We start from the raw sequence: 21,997 nt of genomic DNA, 5'->3' as shown, positions 1-21,997 counted from the left end.
TTGTGCGCGATGCTAATGGTGTGGAAGGATGGGATGAACAAACCGTTGCTCAGTATGCTCCTCTTGAGCTTAGTGCATCTATCTCAAACTATTTTAACGGAAATAATATAAGTTGTTATACTTGTACCATCGGCACTACCATCAATTTTGATGGCACTGCTTCCTTCGACCCGGAATTCAGTCCTCTTACGTACGATTGGGACTTTGATGATAATGGCGCCATTGCTTCAGGTGCTACGGTATCTCACACCTTTTCGCCCGGTAATGTTGGCCCGGTTACATAAGATGTCAAACTCTGTGTAAGCGATACCCCGTTTGGCGTAGTCTCTGACTACGCCACATTGTAAATAAATCTCTGATTTATATATTTGGTAAAAAAAAGAGTCAAGGCTATCAAAGGATAAAGCGAAACCGTGAAATTAATTTGTATAACATAATCGGAGATTGTATTACTGAAAGACGTAGTCGGAGACTACGCCAAACGCGGGGAGGCCAGACTAGTATACCAAGCAATAGCGAAACGTGCTAAGGCATTAATATCGCTATGCCTTACACCTGTGCAATTGATTTGATTAATATAAGCATTGCAGGCTCTGCTGCAATCCCCCAAGGCAAGAAGTTCAGCAACTGCGCTTTGCGCAACACAAAATAGTAACATAAGTATTATTTGTACTCCCAGTCTGATGTCACATCTCAATTTTTACAATAGCTAAATTGCCGATAAAGCAATGTGCATCAATATGCACACTGCTTGTTGAATTGCGTCCGTTAACATCAGTTACCACCACATTAAAATTTGTATCAGTTGTAAGATTGGCATTAAATGACTGACCTGAATGAGGCTCCGGATTTCCGGTTACCGAATCATTGAGTATTGCAGCCCATGTGCAGGTTAATCCATTCAAAGTACCTGATAAGATTTCTTCTCATGAACTGTTTACCATGTTATAGCGCAATAGTCTGTTCTTAGTCGCGGCTTAATCACTTTTAAATTTCCTTGTATTAGTTCTTAATTACCTTAACCACTTGAGTATATCCCATACTGTTAACTTTTAATATATAACAACCCGCTGGTAGTTTATCAATCGAGAAGGTTACTTTATTCAACCCCTCATTGCTAAGGTGCTGTTGCATCATTAATTCTTCGCCAAGCAAATTGAATAACTGTATGGAAGCAACCCCTCCCAGGTAACTATCGTATTCAACATTTAATACATCATTAGCCGGATTAGGATAAACGTCTATAGCTGACAGTCCTTCGTTTCCTGCGCGACAAGTGAACGATACAGGGTGTGTTGAATTTACGCTTTCTGAACATACCGAAACCGAATTGGCTTTTACCTTGATAACTCCATTAATAGCTCCCCAATTTACTACGATAGATGTGGTTCCTTGTCCGCTTACTATGGTACTTCCGGGAACCACCGTCCATGTATAGCTGGTTGCTCCGATAACAGGGGTACAAGAATAAACCACACCGGTTTGAAACTTGCACGTAAAATTAGCTCCGATAATTGTTGGAGTAGAAAGCTTTCCATGCACAAGGTATGAACGAGTATTGCTACTGCCGCATACATTATTTGCTTTTACTGTTATAAATCCGCTTCCGGTAAATGTATTACCAAAGTGCACTACGATACTTGTTGTTCCCTGACCGCTTGCTAAGGTAGCTCCTGTTGGCACCGTCCATGTATACGATGTGGCACCGGCAACCGTAGAGCAGGTATAAACAATATTCTTGCGGCCGCATACACCACGCTGCAAACCAGTAATTGTTGGCATTGCAGGTACATTAGGCACAACCGTTACGAACAAATTTCTAGGGGCGCTACTTCCACATAAATTGGATGCCACCACCGTTACATTGCCCGATATTGAAGTGTTGCTAAAAAATACCGTTGCTGTATTGGTTCCCTGACCAATAGTAACAGTGGCACCTGTAGGTACTGTCCATGTATACGTATTTGCTCCGGGTACTAATGCAATTACATACGTCTGGGTAGAATTTCGGCATACTACTATAGGTCCGGAAATAGCTGCTGGCGTAGCAGGAATGTTGGTTCCATTATTTATTACTGTTGCCGAACAGGAGGCGGTACAGCCTGTTGTCAAATCTGTTACAGTCACCGTATATGTTCCTGCAAATATTCCACTTATCGAGGAATTTGTACTTCCATTATTCCACATATATGAAACATTAGTGGCAGTGGCGCTTACACTACCATTTGGTTGGCTGCAATCTGTATTATTAATGGCAGAGCAAACTACGGAAGGCACTATTATATTATCTAACACCGTTGCTGAGCAAGTTGCCGTACATCCGGTTGACTGGTCAAATACCGTTACGGTATATGTTCCGGATACTAATCCGCTTTGGGTAGCATCTGTAGATCCATTACTCCATAAATAAGTTACGCCACTAGATGCTGCACTTACAGTTCCATTAGATCCAACACATAGTGTATTGTCAGTGGCTGCACAAGTTACCGTTGGATTAGTAATGTTATCAAGCACCGTTGCCGAACAAGTAGCTGTGCATCCTGTTGACTGGTCGGTTACTGTTACAGTATATGTTCCGGCTACTATTCCGCTTTGGGTAGCATCAGTCGATCCATTACTCCAAGTCCTTACTGGTGGTTACTGTTCTTTTCTGTAACCGCTTTGGGTAGCTAGTCGATCCATTACTCCATAAATAAGTTACGCCACTAGATGTTGCACTTACAGTTCCATTAGATCCAACACATAGCGTATTGTCAGTGGCTGCACAAGTTACCGTTGGATTAGTAATGTTATCAAGCACCGTTGCCGAACAAGTAGCTGTGCATCCTGTTGACTGGTCGGTTACTGTTACGGTATATGTTCCGGCTGCTAATCCGCTTTGGGTAGCATCAGTCGATCCATTACTCCATAAATAAGTTACGCCACTAGATGTTGCACTTACAGTTCCATTAGATCCAACATTTGTCGGTGTGGTCGTGGGTATCACCGTTGCCAAAGGTGTTGGGTGGCCCGCGGGTTATCGGAAAGGCTGTGCATCCTGTTGACTGGTCGGTTACTGTTACGGTATATGTTCCGGCTACTAATCCGCTTTGGGTAGCATCAGTCGATCCATTACTCCATAGGTAAGTTACACCACTAGATGTTGCACTTACAGTACCATTAGATCCAACACATAGTGTATTGTCAGTGGCTGCACAAGTTACCGTTGGATTAGTAATGTTATCAAGCACCGTTGCCGAACAAGTAGCTGTGCATCCGGTTGACTGGTCGGTTACTGTTACGGTATATGTTCCGGCTGCTAATCCGCTTTGGCTAGCATCTGTAGATCCATTGCTCCATAAATAAGTTACGCCCGTGGATGTTGCGCTTACAGTACCATTAGATCCAACACATAGCGTATTGTCAGTGGCTGCACAAGTTACCGTTGGATTAGTAATGTTATCAAGCACCGTTGCCGAACAAGTAGCTGTGCACCCTGTTGACTGGTCGACTGTTACGTATATGTTCCGGCTACTAATCCGCTTTGGGTTGCATCTGTAGATCCATTACTCCATAAATAAGTTACGCTACTAGATGTTGCACTTACAGTTCCATTAGATCCAACACATAGCGTATTGTTAGTGGCTGCACAAGTTACTGTCGGATTGCTTGTATTGTTATTTACCGTTGCGGAGCAAGTGGCTGTACAACCTGTTGACAGATCAGTTACTGTTACGGTATATGTTCCGGCTGCTAATCCGCTTTGGGTAGCATCTGTAGATCCATTACTCCATGGAAGTTACACCGTTGCCACAGTGTGTTTACGTGGTAGTTGTTATCGCCGGTTGTGGTCGGTTACTGTTCGGTTTCGTGAATGGTAGCTCGTAGATCCATTACTCCATAAATAAGTTACGCCACTAGATGCTGCACTTACAGTTCCATTAGCTCCGATACATAGTGTATTGTCAGTAGCAGCACAAGTTACAGTCGGGTTGCTTGTAATGCCATTTACTGTTGCAGAACAAGTTGCTGTACATCCTGTTGTAAGATCAGTTACCGTTACGGTATATGTTCCGGCCACAAGGCCGCCTTGGCTGGCATTTGTATTTCCATTGTCCCACATAAATGAAACTCCCGCAGCGGTAGCCGTTACTGTGCCATTCGGTGTGGTGCAGCTAATATTATCAGTAGCAGCACAAGTTAGGTTGTTTGTATTGCTATTTACCGTTGCTGAGGAAGATGCAGTACAACCTGTTGACAGATCGGTTACGGTTACTGTAAACGTACCGGCTGAGTTAACTGAAATGGTTTGCGTGCTTGCCCCCGTTGACCAACTGTAACCGGAGAAAGAACCTGCATCTAATGTTGTTGAACTACCTGCACAGAATATCAAACTACCACTAATAACGGGAGTTGGATTTGAATTAACTGTAGTAGTAGCTGATGCACTTCCAGTACATCCATTACCGTCAGTAACAGTCACTGTAAACGTTCCTGCTGTGTTTACAGAAATGGTTTGTGTGGTTTCGCCTGACGACCAACTATAACCGGAGAAAGAACCCGCATCCAATGTTGTTGAACCACCTGCACAGAATATCAAACTACCACTAATAGCGGGAGTTGGATTTGAATTAACTGTAGTAGTAGCTGATGCGCTTCCGGTACATCCATTACCATCAGTAACAGTCACAGTAAACGTTCCGGCTGTGTTAACTGCTATAGTTTGAATTGTAGAACCTGTTGACCAACTGTAACCTGCATATCCTGCTCCGGCATCCAATGTTGTTGAGCTGCCTGCGCAGAATGTTGTTGTCCCGCTTATCGATGGTGTTGGATTTGCATTTACAGTTGTAGTAACAGAAGCAGAACCTGCACAACCATTTCCATCAGTAACTGTAACGGTAAATGTTCCGGCTGTATTTACAGAAATGGTTTGCGTGGTTTCACTTGTTGACCAAAGGTAACTTGCAAACACGCCTGCATCCAATGTTGTTGAACTACCTGAACAGAATGTTAATGCACCACTAATAGATGGAGCTGGTGCAACGTGTACATTTACAGTAGCACTTAACGATGTTGTGCAGCCACTAATACCATCATTGATTGTTACGGTGTAGGTAGTAGTAGTTGCAGGAGTTGCTGTTGTAATTAACTGGGTAGTATTACTTAACCCTGTTGCAGGCGACCATGCATAAGTGATATTGGTATTGCTGCTTTCAAAAGTAATTGACCATGAATTTATAGTACCACCATCTTGCGCAAATCCATCAGCTACCAAAAGATTCCAGGTTCCATTCATATCCCCGTTAAACATGCTTAATGCAGGGGCTGCCTGTGTAAATGCACCCGGACCGGGTGCCGACCAGGTGTCTGGTGAACCAACATTTGTTGGAGCATACGTTCCACCAGTAATTGGACCGTTATTACTCAAAGCAGGGAACCCATCTTTGAAAGTAAAATTCTGACTTACAATATCCGTACCGCCACCAACATCAGACATTAAAATCACATTGGTACCGGTAGGAGATTGCAATAAAATGTCTAAGTCATCAGGAAAGGTATGTGAAACACCATTTAACTTTACCGATTTCACCGTAACACCTGAAACAGGAAACCCTGAAACCACAAGTGGTGCAGGATAAGGTGTTGCATTAACCAATGTGTTTGGAATTGTAATTGGATTTGTTTGACTAAATGTAATGGTGCTATCTAAAGTAAGTGTTACGCTGCTGCCAGGGCAAACTGGTGTATTTGGACTTAACGTAATAGCGGGAGTTATCGCTAATAATGAAACTACCGTTTTTGTTGCCGAATTTGTACATCCGTTAGCATCAGTAACTGTAACTGTGTAGGTTCCTGGTAGGGTAATGGATGTTGTTTGTAAAGTGGACCCTGTTGACCAATTGTAACTTGCAAAAGTTCCGGCATCTAAAATATTGGTAGAACCATTGCAAATTGTAGCAGCGCCTGTTATAACCGGATTAGGCAATGCAAATAATGTAGTTGTTGCCGAAGTGCTTGCTGTGCAACCATTGCCATCGGTTACCGTTACTGTAAATATCAAAGCACTATTTACAGTAATTGTTTGTGTTGTAGCTCCTGTTGACCATGCATAAGAAGTATAAACACCTGCATCAAGAATAGTTGAACTACCGGTACAGAATCCTGTAGCACCTGTTATTACCGGAGTTGGAGGTGTATAGTTTGATGTTGTAACTGAGGCGCTAGATGTACAGCCTTCCACATTGGTAACCGTAACTGTGAACGTTCCTGCGGTATTAACTGAAATGCTTTGTGTCGTTCCCCCTGTTGACCAGTTATATCCTGCAAACAATCCTACACTTAGCACGCTTGAGGTTCCCGGACAAAAACTGAGATTGCCGCTGATTATTGGTGAAGGTATCGCATCAATTGTAGTTGTAGCCGATGCAGTTCCAGAACATCCGGCACCATCACTAACCGTTACTGTAAATGTTCCGGTAGTGCTAACCGGAATTGTTTGCGTTGTTGCGCCTGTTGACCAGCTATAAGTAGCATATCCAACACCGGCATCTAAAACATTGGTATTGCCCGAACAAATAGATAAGTCTCCTAAAATGACAGGCGTTAAGCTTGTACTTATACTTGTGGTTATTGAACCAGAGCCTGAACATCCACCTGCATTGGTAACACTTACGGTATATGTACCTGCTGTGTTAACAGTTATAGTTTGTGTAGTGGCTCCGGTTGACCAGTTATAAGTTGCATAACTGCCGGCATCTAAAGTTGTAGCGCCACCTGAGCAGAAAGTAACACTACCTCCAATTGCAACAGTTACAGGGGTTACTGTGATTAATGGTGTTGTGAAAGGCTGTACACACCCGCTGCCGTCAGCAACGTTTACAGTATATGTTGTATTGGCAACCGGGGTAACTGTTTGAGATGCACCATTAAGGTTGCCTGGCTGCCAGTTATAAGTATAATTAATAGCAGGTGTAAATTTCCATGCTTCATTGGATGCTGCGAAGTTTGAAGCATTTCTGCCTGGAACAACTGTTGCAACAGTTCCATTTGCATTCTCAATACCCATGGTCATCACATCTGTACTGGTAAGTATGGATGTGTTGTGCATTTCAATTTCACCGGTTTCATACAAAATAATTTGCACAGTAACCTGAGCCGGTGTTGTGGCACAGCAATGCGCAACTGCATTCCATCTTATTACAAAGCGATTAGGTGAAGTAAGATTGAAATAATCAATGGAGTTTGGAGCGCCTACAAACAAGTCTGTCCAACAAACGGCAATAAGGTTGCTAAGTGTAGAACTGTTATTGGGAAGGAATCCTCCGGCACAACAACCAGAACCACTGTTGGAATTGAAAGAAATAAACCCATTGGTCGAAATTTTTAACTGAGTTTGAGCTGAGTTATAAAATGGGAAATTAAATCCAATAGGGATAAAACTACTCACAATATCATCGCCTGCAGGTCCTGCAATTGGAGTACCAGTAACAGGTGCAAATGGAATACTTGCTAAATTGTAAGTAAAATTTGAACTACCTGAGCCAACGGCATTTAATTGAACTGGAGAACCGCAAGCAACCGGGTTAGGAGATGCTGTAACAGTTGCTGAAAAAGCAGGTGAGACAGTTATTGGATGGACAACAGAGTCACTTCCCAGCGGATTGGTAACAACAAGTTTTACATTGTAGGTACCAGGCGATGTGTATTGATGTGATGGGTTAGTAAGAATAGAGGTTCCTCCATCGCCAAAATCCCATGCCCAATTAAATGCCTGTGTTGATGCATCGGTAAATTGAACAGTACCTGCACAAGGTATGGTGCTTAGATTGGAAGTAAACGCGGCAACCGGTGGCTGTGTTGCAATTAAACAGAACGGTGGTAAATTAAAGGCTGCAGTTTGATCTGTAGAGCTGCTTGAGCTTCCCTGAATAGCACTGAATCCCATACCCCTGCGTGCAAATGCTTCCCAAATGCGGCAGCGGTGAGCATTGCCATAAAGTAAGGCATCGGCAGTCAATATAGCATCACGTGCATCAAGATAACCGGGGCTGCAGGGTTGTAGTTTCATACCTTCTAATACTAAACGCATGGCAATATTATTTCCTGCAGTTGCCACAGAAGGATCGGAATTGAATCCTAAATCATTAACCAGGAAACAAGTCATATCCCAAATGGCATCGCACCAAATTTCGCCTTTGTTATGCGGACCTGTACCGCTGGTAGCCAAGTCTGCATAGGTTTGCGGGTTGATGGCCATATTAACCGAATAACGAAACCGTCTGATACCTTGTCCGGTTGTTGCCTGATTTAATGCATAAGTTCCAATACCTCTTGCTTGCGTCAACATTCCACCTGCAACAGTATCACCCGGTTCAATGGTCATTATTAAAGCCAACCAATCACTCCATCCTTCTCCACCCTGTTCGGCATTTTGAAGGCAGCCTGCTTGTGACGGGCCACCGGTTAACCTGTTGGATACACCATGTCCATATTCATGCGCAACAATACCGTTATCAAAAGAGCCATCTCGGTCGGGGTTTGGAGCTGTCCATAAATACATTTGCATTCTTGGTCTTGAGCCATCGGCCGGTGTTCCAAAGTTTGCATTGTTGGTACCGCCTCCATCAAAGGCTTCAGCCTGCACATAATCATTGCCTAATCCGCCATTACCATAATTGTTTTGCTGAAAATTTCCGGCAGGTGCTGTAAATCCGGCATAGTGCAATACATCATGAATTCTGTTATTTAAATAGAACAAATTGGTTATAGAAGCATCCTGATTAACCAGAGGTGCCTGCGTAAGATCAACCGGATAATTAAATTGTAAAGTTGCGCTGTTTGGCGAATACCCGGGCAGGTTATCATTGTTTGCATCTTCATAAGCATGAACATTATTACCACGGGTTATGGTGTATTCATTGCCTGTAACACCATTGTCATCATGCCATCCAAAAGGAGAAGCTGTTAAATCCTCGGGATTAATTAAGTTGGTGCGTCCGCCAAACGAAGGAGCTTCAATCGGAAAAGGATAAACGTTATACTCACCTAAAGGTGGCGGTGGTGCGGGTAACGGAAGCGGTGCAGGTAACGTGTTTATGTTATCATTGCAAATACTTTCGGTATTATTATGTTGATGATGATTTGGGTCATCGAAATTACAACTTACTGTCCAATCATTTTTATCCAGAAAATCTCCTGTTAAAGCGTCTACCCTCACATCCCAATAATGTGGTTCATTTATAAGTTCGATGCTAACATCCCATGCAAGAAAAACACCACTGTCCATCATTCGATAAACCAATTTTACTTTTATTGGGCTGGCCGAAATAGCTGGCGATATATACGTGTAAGTATTATTGAGCGAATCAATATTTATAAGTTTTACGGTTGCAAAATTCTTGCTTCCAATGTTAATAAGCGCATATCCTATTGCAGCTTCAGGGGTTACAGCCGGTAAGTCGGCATTTACTTTGCTTGCCAAATCACCAACGATAGTAGGTTGCGAATACAACAACGTGTTATTTTTTGCTACAAAAACACTAATGGCATTGTACAGTGGAATGCCTTTATGAGATTGCTGCGTATAAATATACCGCAATCCAGTTTGCGAATCGGTGTAATCGTCCGACACAATATAGTTTTCGATATCGCTTTTCGCCCAACCATTTTTGCCCCGGTCAGTAGCAAGTTGCGCATCAACAATTGCAATTTTATTTTGCGCACTGATTGTTAAAAAAAACAGCATCGCCATTGTGAATGCCAACATGCATTTGAAAGAAAAAACTTTGATCATATCTATAAAATTTTATAATTTATTTTTGAGACAACTTTATTACTTTATTAATTACTATTTTAAGAAATCTAGGGGGACGAAATATAGAATTTTTTTTGCACTATTCAGTTGAATTATAATTTGCAAACGTAATGTAAAACAGGCTTTAGCAACTTGAACTTAGTACCCGGATTTGGAATTTAAATCCGCACCAAATTCTGCCATGGAGTTTGGTGCATTCTTTTAAAGGCAACAATAAACAATTGAAGTTAATACCCCTCGTGTAATAAATATTATACTATTGGCAATCAGAGTGATGTGATTTTTTATTCAATTTGAAAGTGGCATAGTTAACAATGTTGAATTGGAATCTTCACGCAACTGTGAAAAAACTGCTATTCTCCGTTTAGCTTAGTCACTGAATAAGCCACATTGTAAATAAATCTCTGATTTATATAATTGGTAAAAAAAAGAGTCAAGGCTATCAAAGGATAAAGCGAAACCGAGAAATTAATTTGTATAACACAATCGGAGATTGTATTACTGAAAGGCGTAGTCGGAGACTACGCTAAACGCGGGTATTTACGCATTGCAAATGCGGACGAGCGAAGGATTGAATTACAGAAAGACGTAGTCGGAGACTACGCCAAATGCACGGGCGGCAGCTTTGCTGCCGCCCGTGCTTGAATACTGCAACAAATTTGGAGAACGTTTATACTTATAGTTACATTTTTTGATGTGGGATGCGCAAGGGATATGGAGGGTTTAGCTCTTTTTGTTTTTTTTCCTTTTGCTCAAAATAAAAGTGCATGCTAAAGAAAAAACAAAAAGCCGGAGCGCAGCGGAGCCCATAATAGCCCGACCCGGCAATAAGTAAGCAAAAACTGCCGGTTAAGCAGTTGCTGATTACTTATTGCTGGGTTGCGCCCTATCCATTTTTGATCGAAATAATCAGGAGACGCTAATATGATTGAGGCTTTTGATAAGCATTAAGTACTTTATCTTTTTTCCTAATAAAGATATGCATCGAGGCCATGCAAACCGCCTTCGCGTCCTACACCACTTTCTTTGTATCCGCCAAAGGGCGAGGTGGGGTCGAATTTGTTGTATGTGTTGGCCCAAATAACGCCTGCACGCATTTTAGATGTAACCTTAAATATCTTGGCTCCTTTGTCGGTCCATACACCTCCACTTAGTCCGTAGGGTGTGTTGTTTGCCTTATCAATAGCTTCTTCGGGAGTGCGGAAGGTTTGTATGGCGAGTACCGGGCCAAATATTTCGTCTTGCACAATGCGTGAAGACTGTGCCACATCGCTGAATAATGTCGGGCGGAAGAAGTAGCCTTTGCCGGGTATGCTGCATGATGGCTGATAGCACGTACCTCCTTCGTTAATTCCTATGTTGACATAGGACTTTATTTTGTTTAATTGCTCTTTGCTATTGATAGCGCCTATATCGGTATTTTTATCAAGTGGGTTGCCAATGATGAGGGTATCTAATCTGCGTTTTAGTTTTTTGATAAGTACATCCTTAATGCTCTCTTGTACCAATAAGCGCGAGCCTGCACAACATACGTGCCCCTGATTGAAGAATATTCCATTAATGATGCCTTCAACAGCCTGATCGATGGCAGCATCTTCAAAAACAATATTTGCTGCTTTGCCTCCCAGCTCGAGTGTATATTTTTTGCCTGTGCCTGCAAGGCTGCGTTGTATAATTTTTCCAACATCGGTACTGCCGGTAAATGCAATTTTATTTATGTCGGGATGATTTACAAGTGCTGCACCGGTTGCGCCTGCGCCAGTTACAAAGTTTACCACACCGGGTGGTAGGTCGCAGTCCTGAATAATTTCGGCAAGTTTAAGAGCGGTGAGCGATGTGGTTTCGGCAGGTTTTAGTACTACGGTATTGCCACAGGCAAGTGCGGGTGCAATTTTCCAGGCGGCCATGAGTAAGGGGAAATTCCAGGGAATGATTTGTCCTGCTACTCCTAAGGCAGAAGGCTGCTTGCCCGGGAAGGCATAGTTAAGTTTGTCGGCCCAACCGGCATAGTAAAAGAAGTGTGCAGCTGCCAGAGGCACATCCACATCGCGTGATTCGCGTATGGCCTTGCCTCCATCCATGCTTTCGATTATCGAAAGTTCGCGGGCACGTTCTTGAATCATGCGTGCTATGCGGTAAATATATTTACCGCGCTCGGCACCAGGCATCTTGCTCCAATATTTATTGTGTGCGGCACGTGCTGCCAGCACCGCTGCATGTACATCTTTTTCACCGGCAAGTGCAATGCTTGCAATTTTGCTTTCGGTGGCAGGATTGATGGTATCGAAATATTTGCCTTCGGCAGGAGCAACAAATTTTCCATTAATAAATAATTGGTAGCGCTGTTGTAAGCGTATATGATCGGGCGACTCTGGTGCGGGTGCATATTGCCATCCGCTATTGAATCCTAAATCAATGCCAGCAGAATTCTTTTTTGCCATGGTATTTTTTTTATGTGCAGCGAATGTACGGGATTTTTTGTTGTGTAGTTGATGGATGATAAAAATGCAAAGAGGCTTAAGTAGGTTAAGCAGGTGCGCTATAACTGCAAGAAAATGCTGGTAACAGATATATCTATTTTATCTCTGGAACATTGTATAATGGTTTATGAACTAGTGATAGCTTTCGTTACTTTTGCGCCATTATGGAAAAAGTTGTAAGCGGGATACGCAGCACGGGGAATCTACATTTGGGAAATTACTTCGGGGCGATTAAGAATTTTATTAAGATGCAGGACTCGCATGAATGCTATTTTTTTGTAGCAGATTATCATTCGCTTACTACGCACCCGCATCCCGAAGATTTGCACAAAAGTGTGCGTACGGTATTGGTTGAATATCTTGCTTGTGGTATTGATCCGGAAAAGTGTACGCTGTATGTGCAGAGCGATTTGCCGCAAACAACGGAGTTGTACTTGTTGCTGAATATGAACGCTTATGTAGGAGAGCTGGAGCGCTGTACATCATTTAAAGAAAAAATTCGTAAGCAGCCCGATAATGTAAATGCCGGTTTACTTACCTATCCCACGCTGATGGCCGCTGATATATTATTACATCGTGCCAACTATGTACCGGTGGGTAAAGATCAAGAGCAGCATTTAGAAATGACACGCACGTTTGGCAATCGCTTTAACAGGATGTATGAGGTTGACTACTTTCCCGAACCGGTGGCCTATAATTTTGGAACGCAGTTAGTAAAAGTTCCGGGCCTTGATGGTTCGGGCAAAATGGGTAAAAGCGAAGGCGAGGGCAACGCGCTATACCTGCGTGATACTCCAGAAATTATTTTGAAGAAAATGAAACGAGCTGTAACCGACAGCGGCCCTACTGAACCAAATCAGGAAAAGCCTGAGCCTATTAGAAATATTTTTGCTTTGATGGAACTGGTATCGTCAGCAGATACCATTGCTTTCTATAATGATGCGTATAATAGTTGCAGCATTCGCTATGGCGATATGAAAAAGCAGATTGCCGAAGATATGACCGTTTTTCTGGCTCCGATACGTGAGCGTATTGCCGATATTGAAAGTAACCATGACTATATACGTAGTGTTGTAAAGCTTGGAAAAGAAAAGGCTGCTGCAAGTGCTGATGAAACTATCCGCTTTGTTAGAGATGTAATTGGATTTAAAGTTTTCTAACAGGAAGTTGATTGTTTGCAGGCTATTCCATTTGATGTACAAACCATTATCTCAACCTATTTCTCTGCTGATTTTAATTGGAATTTTACTTACGGCAGGAATTCTATTAATTTGCATGGTATCATTATTTATTCTTGTACTTGAAAACTCGCACCGATCATATTAATCAGTTGTTACAATCGCTACCCGATAATCCAGGTGTGTATCAGTATTACAATGAAGGAGGGTTGCTCATTTATGTTGGCAAGGCTAAGAGCTTAAAAAAACGTGTTTCCAGTTATTTCAACAAAAATATTTACGAAAACGCCAAAACGCAGGTAATGGTGAAGCAGATATACGATATAAAGTATATACTCACCGGTACTGAATACGATGCCTTGCTTCTCGAAAATAATCTGATAAAAAACATCAGCCCCGATACAATGTAAACTTAAAGGATGATAAGACTTACCCCTGGATAATAATTAAAAGGGAGCCTTTTCCGCGTGTGTTTTACACACGCAAAAAAATAAATGATGGCAGCACTTACCTTGGTCCTTATGCCTCGGTAAGGATGATGCATGTAATGCTTGATTTGATAAAGGAATTATTTAAGCTTCGCACGTGCAACCTCAACCTGACGAAAGAAAACATTGCAAAAAATAAATTTAAGGTATGCCTGGAATATCATATTGGTAATTGTCTTGGCCCTTGCGAGGGCAAGCAAGAAGAGGAAGACTACCACCAAACTATACTTACCATAAAAGACATATTAAAAGGCAACCTGTTTGCCGTAATGCAGCATTTAGAAATAGAAATGAACAGGGCTGCCACCAACTATCAATTTGAACTGGCACACGATTTAAAACAACAACTTGATATACTTGAAAAGTTTAAAAGCAAATCGGTAATTGTGAATCCTGCTATTACCAATGCAGATGTGGTAACGTTAGTTAGCGAGGGCAACTCTTCGTTTGCCAACTATATGCATATAGTAAACGGCAGTATAATTCAGGCTCAAACTATTGAGATAAAAAAGAAACTGGACGAAACTCCGGCAGAGCTTATGACTATTGCTATTACCGAAATGCGCCTGCGCTATTCAAGTCCCTCGAAAGAAGTAATTGTAAATATTGAACCCGATGTTATGCAAGATAACATTACGTACACCATACCTAAGCAGGGAGATAAGCGTCAGTTGATTATGATGAGTGAAAAGAATGCCAATTTTTTTATGACCGAAAAATTAGCACAGTACGACAAGCTCAACCCCGAGCATAAAATAGAACGACTGATGGAGCTAATGAAAAAAGATTTGCGACTAAGCACTCAACCACGATTGATAGAATGTTTTGACAATAGTAATTTTCAAGGTACCGATGCCGTAGCAGCCATGAGCGTATTTCGTGATGGAAAACCAAGTAAGCGCGACTATCGGCATTTCAACATAAAAACCGTAACCGGCCCTGATGACTTTGCAAGCATGGAAGAGGTTATTTATAGAAGATACAAACGTGTGCTTGATGAGAAACAGGAACTGCCTCAATTGATCGTAGTTGATGGTGGCAAAGGTCAGTTAAGCGCAGCGCTTAACAGCTTACAAAAACTTGACCTGCGAGGTAAAGTAGGGATTATTGGAATTGCTAAGCGTCTCGAAGAAATTTACTTTCCCGGTGACCCGCTTCCTCTTTATTTAGATAAGAAAGGCGAAACCCTCAAAATAATTCAACAGCTGCGTGACGAGGTGCATCGGTTTGGAATTACACACCACCGTAATAAACGCAGCAAGGGGTTAATAAAAACTGAATTACAACAAATAAAAGGTATAGGTAAAACGATTTCTGAAACGTTACTTCGCCACTTTAAGTCGGTAAAAAAAATAAAAGAAGCCGACACCGATGAGCTAGAAAAAGTAATTGGCAAAACTAAAGCTGCCATTGTTATAAACTATTTTAACGAAAAGGAACAAGATAAGAATGATGCTATTGAAACGTAGTATGTGGGTGCTTTGCTTTGTAATTATAAGCCACACCCTACAAGCGCAATATTCCGACAGTACCAAAATGTTTGTTGCACAAAAATTTCTTGGAAGTTTAGCCAAGCAAGACTTCCCTAATTGTTTAAGACAATTTAACTGGACACTGGCAGGCACTATTAATCAATATTGGCTTAAAGTTATTTGGGAGAGTGTACAAAAGCAAAATGGTGCTTACATGGGTTGTTACAATGCCTATACGGATGTGGTAGGCGATGAAATAATTATTTACCAGGAGTGTAGATTCGAAGTTTTGGATAAGCAATTAAAACTGGTATTTGATAAAGATGATAAGATTGCGGCCTTCTATTTTGTGCCTGCGCGCAGCAAAGTGATTTACGAAGTACCAACCTATGTTGATTTAGCTATGATGAGCGAAATGGATGTAGCTATAAAACACAAAGACATATCATTAGCCGGCATGTTTACATATCCATTATCAGGCACTAACTTTCCCCTTGTAATACTTGTTTCGGGCGAAGGGCCTTGCGATATGGATGAAAGCAAAGGCAGCAATAAATTTTTAAAAGACCTTGCTACCGGCTTTGCCATGAATGGGATAGCCTCGGTACGCTTTAATAAGCGCACGTTTCAATATGCTTCGATGAATGATGCTCCTCAAAATGGTTTTACCCTATTCGAAGATATTATTGAAGATGCAATAGAAGCATTTAATAAAGGAAAGAAATTACCCAACATTGATACTAACCGAATCGCTTTTGCCGGGCATGGACTGGGGGCGTATGCGCTTCCTGCCATTGTAGCGCGTACCGGTGTATCGGGAGCTATTATGATTGAAGCTCCTGCACAACCTTACGAAGATGTTTTTTTTAATACCGAGCGTTACATTCATTCATTAAATGGTGTGTCACCAATTGAAGAACAGGATATGAGCACCCTGAAAGAAAAAGTGGACAGTGCAAAAAATGTGAGCAGTACCTCTGAGCTTGCTCCTTACGAATTGCCAATGGACATGCCCATGAGTTATTGGATATACATGAATAATTATAAACCACTTGAGGTAGCACGCAAGCTTCAAACAAAATGGTTTTTTATTCATAGCGGGCGCAATTTTCAAATTAGTGAGCGTGATATACAGCTATGGAAACAAACGCTGGGTAATAAGGGAAATGCTAGTTTTAAATTTTACGATAAACTAAACTACTACCTGCACTGGAACGACAAGCCCTCTACCCCTGACGAATACATGCAGAAAAAGCAAGTGAGCAAAGTGGCCATAGACGAAATGAGTCGTTTTGTTTTTGATTTATAATTAATACGCTATTTTTTTTTCTGCTTTTCGATAAGCAGCAAACACACCTAACCCATTTACGATATTTGAGTAGATGGGCGAAGCCTCGGAAAACGGGTTATCGTAACCGTAAGTAAAAAGCGAATAGTGAAATTTATAATATTCCTCTGAGCAGGTAAGAATTACTGCCTGTAAGGTGTCAGGTCCTTTACCTTTAGGCAAGTAAGTAAATACGGTGCTATACTGCCCTCCATCATTATTTACATCATTAAGCAAATTATTATCATCGCTTGCCATGGGTTCAGTGTAGGTGGTGTCGCCAAGACCAAAATAATTGGTATCCGTATAATTGTAAAATGCAAAGGTGCGATAGTAGTTTTTTATGCCTGGCAAATCCTGAAAGTTCATCTTTAATAAGTACTCAAAAGCATTGGATGAATCCAATGCTAATTTTATTTCAGTTAGCCTTTCCGCAGGAACGGTGCATTGCGATAGCAAAAGCGGCAGCCCTGGATAGGAGCACTTCAGTTTGTAATTGGCTCCGGGGACTATGGTAAATGCGCTTGCTTGATCAATCTCAAAAAGCAACTGATCCTGATTATAAGGCACCGTTACCTCGGTAATTCCATTGCTTATGGCCACCGTGGCATTTGCCGGATCAAAGGGCTCGTTTGTATTGCTAAACAAGGCTCGCGACTTGTCTAGCCTTACCGTAATCAAACTATCTTCGGGGCTAATAAAACATGTTACCACCAACTTTGGGGTTGACTGTGGCACCTCAATATCTGCATCCTGCTCGCAGCCCAACAGTATCATTGCGCTAAGCGCAATGAATGTTACCATTACTATATATGTTCCAAAATTTTTCTTCATGTCGTTCTGTTTTTAAAATTTAAATCCGTAACTGAAACTAGGAATTAATGGGAACAAAGTAATTTGTTTCAGTTTGCTAGTGCCCAGATAGTCGTTGCTTATGTAATAAAAGAAAGGATTTTTTCGGTTATATAAATTGTAAATACTGAACTCCCAGGTTCTAACATGTCTTTTCATTTGTTTTATAAATTGTATTCCGATATCAAATCGATGGTAGGGTGCCATTCTGAATCCATTGCGCGAGGTGTATTCACTAACATAGTTTGAATAAATATCACCTACAGCATTCGGTGTTATGTTATGCGAATTTACATGGTAGGTTCCAATAGGTAATGTGATGGCATTGCCGGTACCATATACCCATGTTGCACTAAGGGTTATGCCTTGTTTGTCCTTTTCAAGATTTCTTAAATGATAAATGCCTACAGCCGAAAAATCATGTCTTCTATCGAAACGGGCATAAAACTTTTTACCAAAATTTAATTCATCAAACTGCATTTGTGTCCACGAAAGTGTGTAACCAATCCACCCTGTAAGTTTGCCTTCTTTTTTTTGTATTAATAACTCTGCCCCATAGCTCCATGATTTACCATTAGTAACTTTTGACTCCCAATTATTCTCAGTATTGCCGGCATCATCCGGATCAGCTATTTCAATAAAACTTGCACCCTCTTTATACTGCAATACATTATTCATCCATTTATAATAGCCTTCTATGGTGATGGCTATGGGTGCTTTTTTAAAATCATGGGCGGCACCTAAAGCAACTTGCTCAGATGATTGCGGCTTTACAATCCCGGTAGCGGGCACCCATAAATCTGTTGGTAAGCCTACTCCCGAATTACTTAACTGATGCAAATATTGATTCATTTTTGCATACGAAGTTTTAAAGGTGAGTCCACGTTTGTACTTATAGGCGATAGCGAGCCGTGGTTCAGGATTTATATAATTTTCCTTTTGTGAGTAAAAATGTGAAAACCTTACCCCTGCATTAATCTGTAATTTTTGTTTATAGCGAATATGATCTTCCAGATAAATGGCATTTTCATTGGCATTTATTTTTTTTATTGATTCAGCGTCTTGATCAACATCCCTTATTACAATAGCACTGGGGGTAAATGCATGGTAAGTGCTAATCATGCCGGCTTTTATCGTATGATGCTCGTTGGGCAGGTAATCGATGTCATATTTGAGTGTTGCGTCTTGAATTCCCGAAAAATATCGCAGCTTAAATGTTTGATTACCGTACGTATCATCTTGTGTTATTAAGAATTTATACCGGCTATAAATAACAGATGTGTTCGAAAACATCTTTGGGTTAAATAAGTGATTCCATCTTGCCGTGGCGGTGGCATTGCCCCATCCTAATCCAAAATTATTTTTACTAAAACTATCGCTGTACTTTCCATACGCCTTATCTCTGCCAAAGTATCCACTCAGGTAAACTTTGTTGTTGTAATTAAAATCATAGTTTGCCTTTGCATTTAAATCATAAAAAAAGTAACCGTTAGATTGTCCGTTGCTATTAAGCAATGGTGCAAGCAAAATATCAATATAGGTTCTTCTGGCGCTAATGAGAAACGAGCTCCTGTCTTTTAGAATTGGTCCTTCCAATGTTAATCTTGATGAGATTAAGCCAATCCCGCCTTCCCCATGCAACTTATCTTTTGCGCCATCTTTCATCGTCATATCAATTACGCTGCTCAGTCTCGAACCATAGCGGGCCGGAAATCCGCCTTTTATTAAGTCAACACTTTTTAATGCATCGCCATTAAACAATGAAAAAAAACCAAACAGGTGACTAACATTATACACAATTGCATCGTCAAGAATTACCAAATTCTGGTCTGCCCCACCTCCACGCACATAAATTCCGCTGCTACCCTCGCTTCCTTTTTGCACACCCGGCATTAATTGCAACACTTTTAAAACATCCTTCTCCCCAAGCAATGCCGGAATTTCCTTTATCTGCTTAATGGGAATTTCAATCATACTCATTTGCGCCTGTTCGCTTACCCTTTCGATACGCGATTCAGATACGACCACCTCTTGCAAATCGATTGCACTGGAAAGTTCAATGTTTATAAAAATATTTTTGTCGAGGGCCAGTGTAAACTGTTGGGCATTAAACCCTATAAAAGTACAAACCATCATCAGGCTATCCTGCGCAGCAAGCGTTATACTATAGAACCCATAGTTATTGCTGGTGGTGCCGGTTTTAAGCTGTGGAAAATATAGTGTTGCTCCCGGCAGTGTTTCTTTGCTACCCTTTTCAGTTACATATCCGCTTATGGTAAATTTCGATTGAGCATATATAGTAATAGTTAACAATAAACATAGCAGTATTCCGGTTAAAGTTTTTATGAGCATAAAATAAAATTGAGTAATAATGCTAAACGCAAAATTATCGATTTATTGCCAGAGTGATTTGAGAAAATAGTCATATTATTGTGATGCATAATTTAGAATCTATGATTTCATCCAAACTGCCAAATACAGGCACTACTATATTTTCTGTCATGTCTGCATTGGCAAACGAATACAATGCCATTAACCTGTCACAAGGCTTTCCCGGCTTCGCGGTTTCTGAAGAGCTAATCGGACTTGTTAATAAATACATGCGTCAGGGCTTTAATCAGTACGCACCCATGCCCGGCATTCTTCTTTTACGCGAAGCCCTTGCTGCAAAAATCAATAACCTATATCGCTGCACATATGATCCCGAATCAGAAATAACAATTACTTCAGGGGCTACACAGGCTTTGTTTACAGCCATTATGTGTTGCATCAATCAGGGTGATGAAGCAATTATTTTTGACCCCGCTTACGATTCGTATGCTCCGGCAGTAAAGTTGGCCGGAGGCGAACCCATACATATTACCTTAGCTCCTCCCGATTTTAGTATTGATTGGAGTCTTCTAAAGAAAAAAATAAATGCACGCACTAAGCTCATCATTATTAATACTCCGGGTAATCCTTCTACCAAAGTTTTTATGCAAGCTGATTATGAAGCATTAATTGAATTAGTAAAGGATACAAATATTATAATTATTAGTGACGAAGTGTATGAGCACATTGCCTTTCCTCCATATAAACATATTTGCATTGCTCAATTTGAAGAATTAAAAAAACGCGCCTTTCTGATTTATTCCTTTGGAAAAACGTTTCATGCAACCGGATGGAAAATGGGCTATGTACTTGCTCTGCCATGTTAATGCGCGAATTTAGGGCTGTACATCAGTTTAATGTATTTAGTGCCAACACGCCCATACAATATGCATTGACAGAATACTTAGGTACCGAAAAAAACTATACCGGTATCGAAAATTTTTATGCAGAAAAAAGAGATTACTTTTTAGACCTGCTCGCTACATCGCGTTTCCAAGCTCTGCCTTGCAACGGGAGTTATTTTCAGTTGTTAAGCTACCATAACATAACGGATGAACATGATAAGGACTTTGCTATCAGATTAACCAAAGACTACGGAGTGGCAAGTATTCCAGTATCATCATTTTATGCAAATGGAAATGACTATAAAATATTGCGTTTTTGCTTTGCAAAAGACAACCATGTTTTAGAACAAGCTGCCGAACGTTTGTGTAAAATATAAATTAAAGATCATGACCAAAGAATTGAAAATAACATTGGTACAAACTACCATTCATTGGCAAGACCGTGCTGCCAATTTGAATATGCTTAATCAAAAACTTAGCATTTTAAAAAAACAGAAAACCGATCTGATTGTATTACCGGAGATGTTTACCACCGGCTTTACCATGAATGCTGAAGAACAATACGACACCATGCAAGGTGAAACAGTAGAGCGTATGTTGCATTGGGCAAGCACGTGCAGTTGCCATGTTATGGGCAGCGTAATAATTAAAGAAAAAAACAAATTCTATAATCGTCTGCTTATAGCTGCTCCTAATAAAGTAATACAGCATTATGATAAGCGACATCTTTTTTCTTTAGCAGGAGAAGAAAAAACCTACACCCCCGGAAAATCAAAATTAATCTTAGAAATAAATGGTTGGAAAATACTTCCATTAATTTGTTACGATTTGCGCTTTGGTGTTTTTAGTGCTAATACATTTCAAAATGGAATTTATGAATATGATGCCGCCATCTATGTAGCCAATTGGCCTGATAGGCGAAGGAAGGCATGGGTAAATCTTGGTATGGCCAGGGCTATAGAAAATCAATCGTATACGGTAATGGTTAACAGAGTTGGTAAGGATGCAAATGGTCTTTCTTATAAAGGTTATAGTGCATGCTTCGATTATATGGGCGAAAAAATTTCATCGCTCAAGCCGGGAGTGTCAGCTATGGAAACAGTCACTCTTTCGTATAAAAAACTTTATGAGTTTCGTAAGCAATTTGCGTTCTTAAATGATGCAGCCCATTTTCAACTGAAATAGCTTT

General features: G+C 40.9%; 13 protein-coding genes and 2 pseudogenes. 7 read left to right on the top strand and 8 right to left on the bottom strand.

All coding sequences use genetic code 11. From position 1 onward, the window contains the following. Nucleotides 1-2 precede the first annotated feature (2 nt). Complete coding sequence (locus tag IPO27_07535) at nt 3-284, top strand: PKD domain-containing protein (protein ID MBK8846392.1); 282 nt, start codon at nt 3-5, stop codon at nt 282-284. Nucleotides 285-686: 402 nt separating this feature from the next. On the opposite strand, the gene IPO27_07530 is transcribed toward IPO27_07535, so the two are convergent. From IPO27_07530 to IPO27_07515, 4 genes are all read right to left on the bottom strand, one after another. Beyond that, the gene (locus IPO27_07530; protein MBK8846391.1) at nt 687-905 is read right to left on the bottom strand and encodes a hypothetical protein; all 219 of its coding nucleotides are present in this window, start codon (nt 903-905) and stop codon (nt 687-689) included. Between the two features lie 97 nt (nt 906-1,002). Continuing rightward, nucleotides 1,003-2,514, bottom strand: coding sequence for a T9SS type A sorting domain-containing protein (locus IPO27_07525; GenBank protein ID MBK8846390.1), 1,512 nt, complete (start codon nt 2,512-2,514; stop codon nt 1,003-1,005). A gap of 100 nt (nt 2,515-2,614) precedes the next feature. Next, nucleotides 2,615-2,986, bottom strand: a complete 372-nt coding sequence (locus IPO27_07520; GenBank protein MBK8846389.1) for a hypothetical protein — start codon at nt 2,984-2,986, stop codon at nt 2,615-2,617. Then, nucleotides 2,949-3,449 (bottom strand): hypothetical protein, encoded by a 501-nt coding sequence (locus IPO27_07515; GenBank protein ID MBK8846388.1) that lies wholly within the window; start codon nt 3,447-3,449, stop codon nt 2,949-2,951. The genes IPO27_07520 and IPO27_07515 overlap by 38 nt, the downstream gene beginning before the upstream one ends. Nucleotides 3,450-3,620: 171 nt before the next feature. Between IPO27_07515 and IPO27_07510 the strand changes: the two genes are divergently transcribed. Beyond that, nucleotides 3,621-3,860 carry a hypothetical protein gene (locus IPO27_07510; protein MBK8846387.1) on the top strand — a complete coding sequence of 80 codons (240 nt, stop codon included), beginning with the start codon at nt 3,621-3,623 and terminating at the stop codon, nt 3,858-3,860. Here the strand turns inward: IPO27_07510 and IPO27_07505 are convergent. Both IPO27_07505 and IPO27_07500 read right to left on the bottom strand, forming a co-directional pair. Continuing rightward, nucleotides 3,815-9,775, bottom strand: a complete 5,961-nt coding sequence (locus tag IPO27_07505; protein ID MBK8846386.1) for a M36 family metallopeptidase — start codon at nt 9,773-9,775, stop codon at nt 3,815-3,817. The two genes, IPO27_07510 and IPO27_07505, sit on opposite strands and share 46 nt — an antisense overlap. Nucleotides 9,776-10,764: 989 nt before the next feature. Then, nucleotides 10,765-12,237 (bottom strand): aldehyde dehydrogenase family protein, encoded by a 1,473-nt coding sequence (locus IPO27_07500; GenBank protein ID MBK8846385.1) that lies wholly within the window; start codon nt 12,235-12,237, stop codon nt 10,765-10,767. Nucleotides 12,238-12,440: 203 nt separating this feature from the next. On the opposite strand from IPO27_07500, the gene trpS reads away from it, so the two are divergent. The 3 genes and pseudogenes from trpS to IPO27_07485 all read left to right on the top strand — a co-directional run bounded on the left by trpS (nt 12,441) and on the right by IPO27_07485 (nt 16,723). Further along, nucleotides 12,441-13,436 (top strand): tryptophan--tRNA ligase, encoded by a 996-nt coding sequence (gene trpS, locus IPO27_07495; GenBank protein MBK8846384.1) that lies wholly within the window; start codon nt 12,441-12,443, stop codon nt 13,434-13,436. A 140-nt stretch (nt 13,437-13,576) separates the two neighbouring features. Further along, a pseudogene (locus IPO27_07490) lies at nt 13,577-15,411 on the top strand (excinuclease ABC subunit C). Beyond that, entirely contained in the window at nt 15,392-16,723 is a 1,332-nt protein-coding gene (locus IPO27_07485) for a hypothetical protein (protein MBK8846383.1), read from the top strand. Before IPO27_07490 ends, IPO27_07485 begins: the two are co-directional and overlap by 20 nt. Here the strand turns inward: IPO27_07485 and IPO27_07480 are convergent, their stop codons facing one another. Beyond that, nucleotides 16,724-17,575: a DUF4249 domain-containing protein gene (locus IPO27_07480; protein MBK8846382.1), complete on the bottom strand. Its 852-nt coding sequence runs from the start codon at nt 17,573-17,575 to the stop codon at nt 16,724-16,726. A 12-nt stretch (nt 17,576-17,587) separates the two neighbouring features. After that, nucleotides 17,588-19,945, bottom strand: a complete 2,358-nt coding sequence (locus IPO27_07475) for a TonB-dependent receptor (protein MBK8846381.1) — start codon at nt 19,943-19,945, stop codon at nt 17,588-17,590. 101 nt (nt 19,946-20,046) lie between these two features. Here IPO27_07475 and IPO27_07470 point away from each other — a divergent pair. After that, a pseudogene (locus IPO27_07470) lies at nt 20,047-21,185 on the top strand (aminotransferase class I/II-fold pyridoxal phosphate-dependent enzyme). A gap of 10 nt (nt 21,186-21,195) precedes the next feature. Further along, nucleotides 21,196-21,993, top strand: coding sequence for a nitrilase family protein (locus IPO27_07465; GenBank protein ID MBK8846380.1), 798 nt, complete (start codon nt 21,196-21,198; stop codon nt 21,991-21,993). Nucleotides 21,994-21,997 lie beyond the last annotated feature (4 nt).

The sequence above is a fragment of the Bacteroidota bacterium genome, from assembly GCA_016714535.1.
In the GTDB taxonomy this organism is placed as follows: domain Bacteria; phylum Bacteroidota; class Bacteroidia; order AKYH767-A; family OLB10; genus JADKFV01.
The sequence above is the reverse complement of the archived record's forward strand: the minus strand, read 5'-3'. Positions and strand labels throughout refer to the sequence as shown.

Excerpts from the sequence above, each read along its gene's own strand:
- IPO27_07505 (MBK8846386.1), bottom strand. The coding sequence starts at position 9,775 with ATGATCAAAGTTTTTTCTTTCAAATGCATGTTGGCATTCACAATGGCG.
- IPO27_07500 (MBK8846385.1), bottom strand. The coding sequence starts at position 12,237 with ATGGCAAAAAAGAATTCTGCTGGCATTGATTTAGGATTCAATAGCGGA.
- trpS (MBK8846384.1), top strand. The coding sequence starts at position 12,441 with ATGGAAAAAGTTGTAAGCGGGATACGCAGCACGGGGAATCTACATTTG.
- IPO27_07485 (MBK8846383.1), top strand. The coding sequence starts at position 15,392 with ATGATGCTATTGAAACGTAGTATGTGGGTGCTTTGCTTTGTAATTATA.
- IPO27_07480 (MBK8846382.1), bottom strand. The coding sequence starts at position 17,575 with ATGAAGAAAAATTTTGGAACATATATAGTAATGGTAACATTCATTGCG.
- IPO27_07475 (MBK8846381.1), bottom strand. The coding sequence starts at position 19,945 with ATGCTCATAAAAACTTTAACCGGAATACTGCTATGTTTATTGTTAACT.
- IPO27_07465 (MBK8846380.1), top strand. The coding sequence starts at position 21,196 with ATGACCAAAGAATTGAAAATAACATTGGTACAAACTACCATTCATTGG.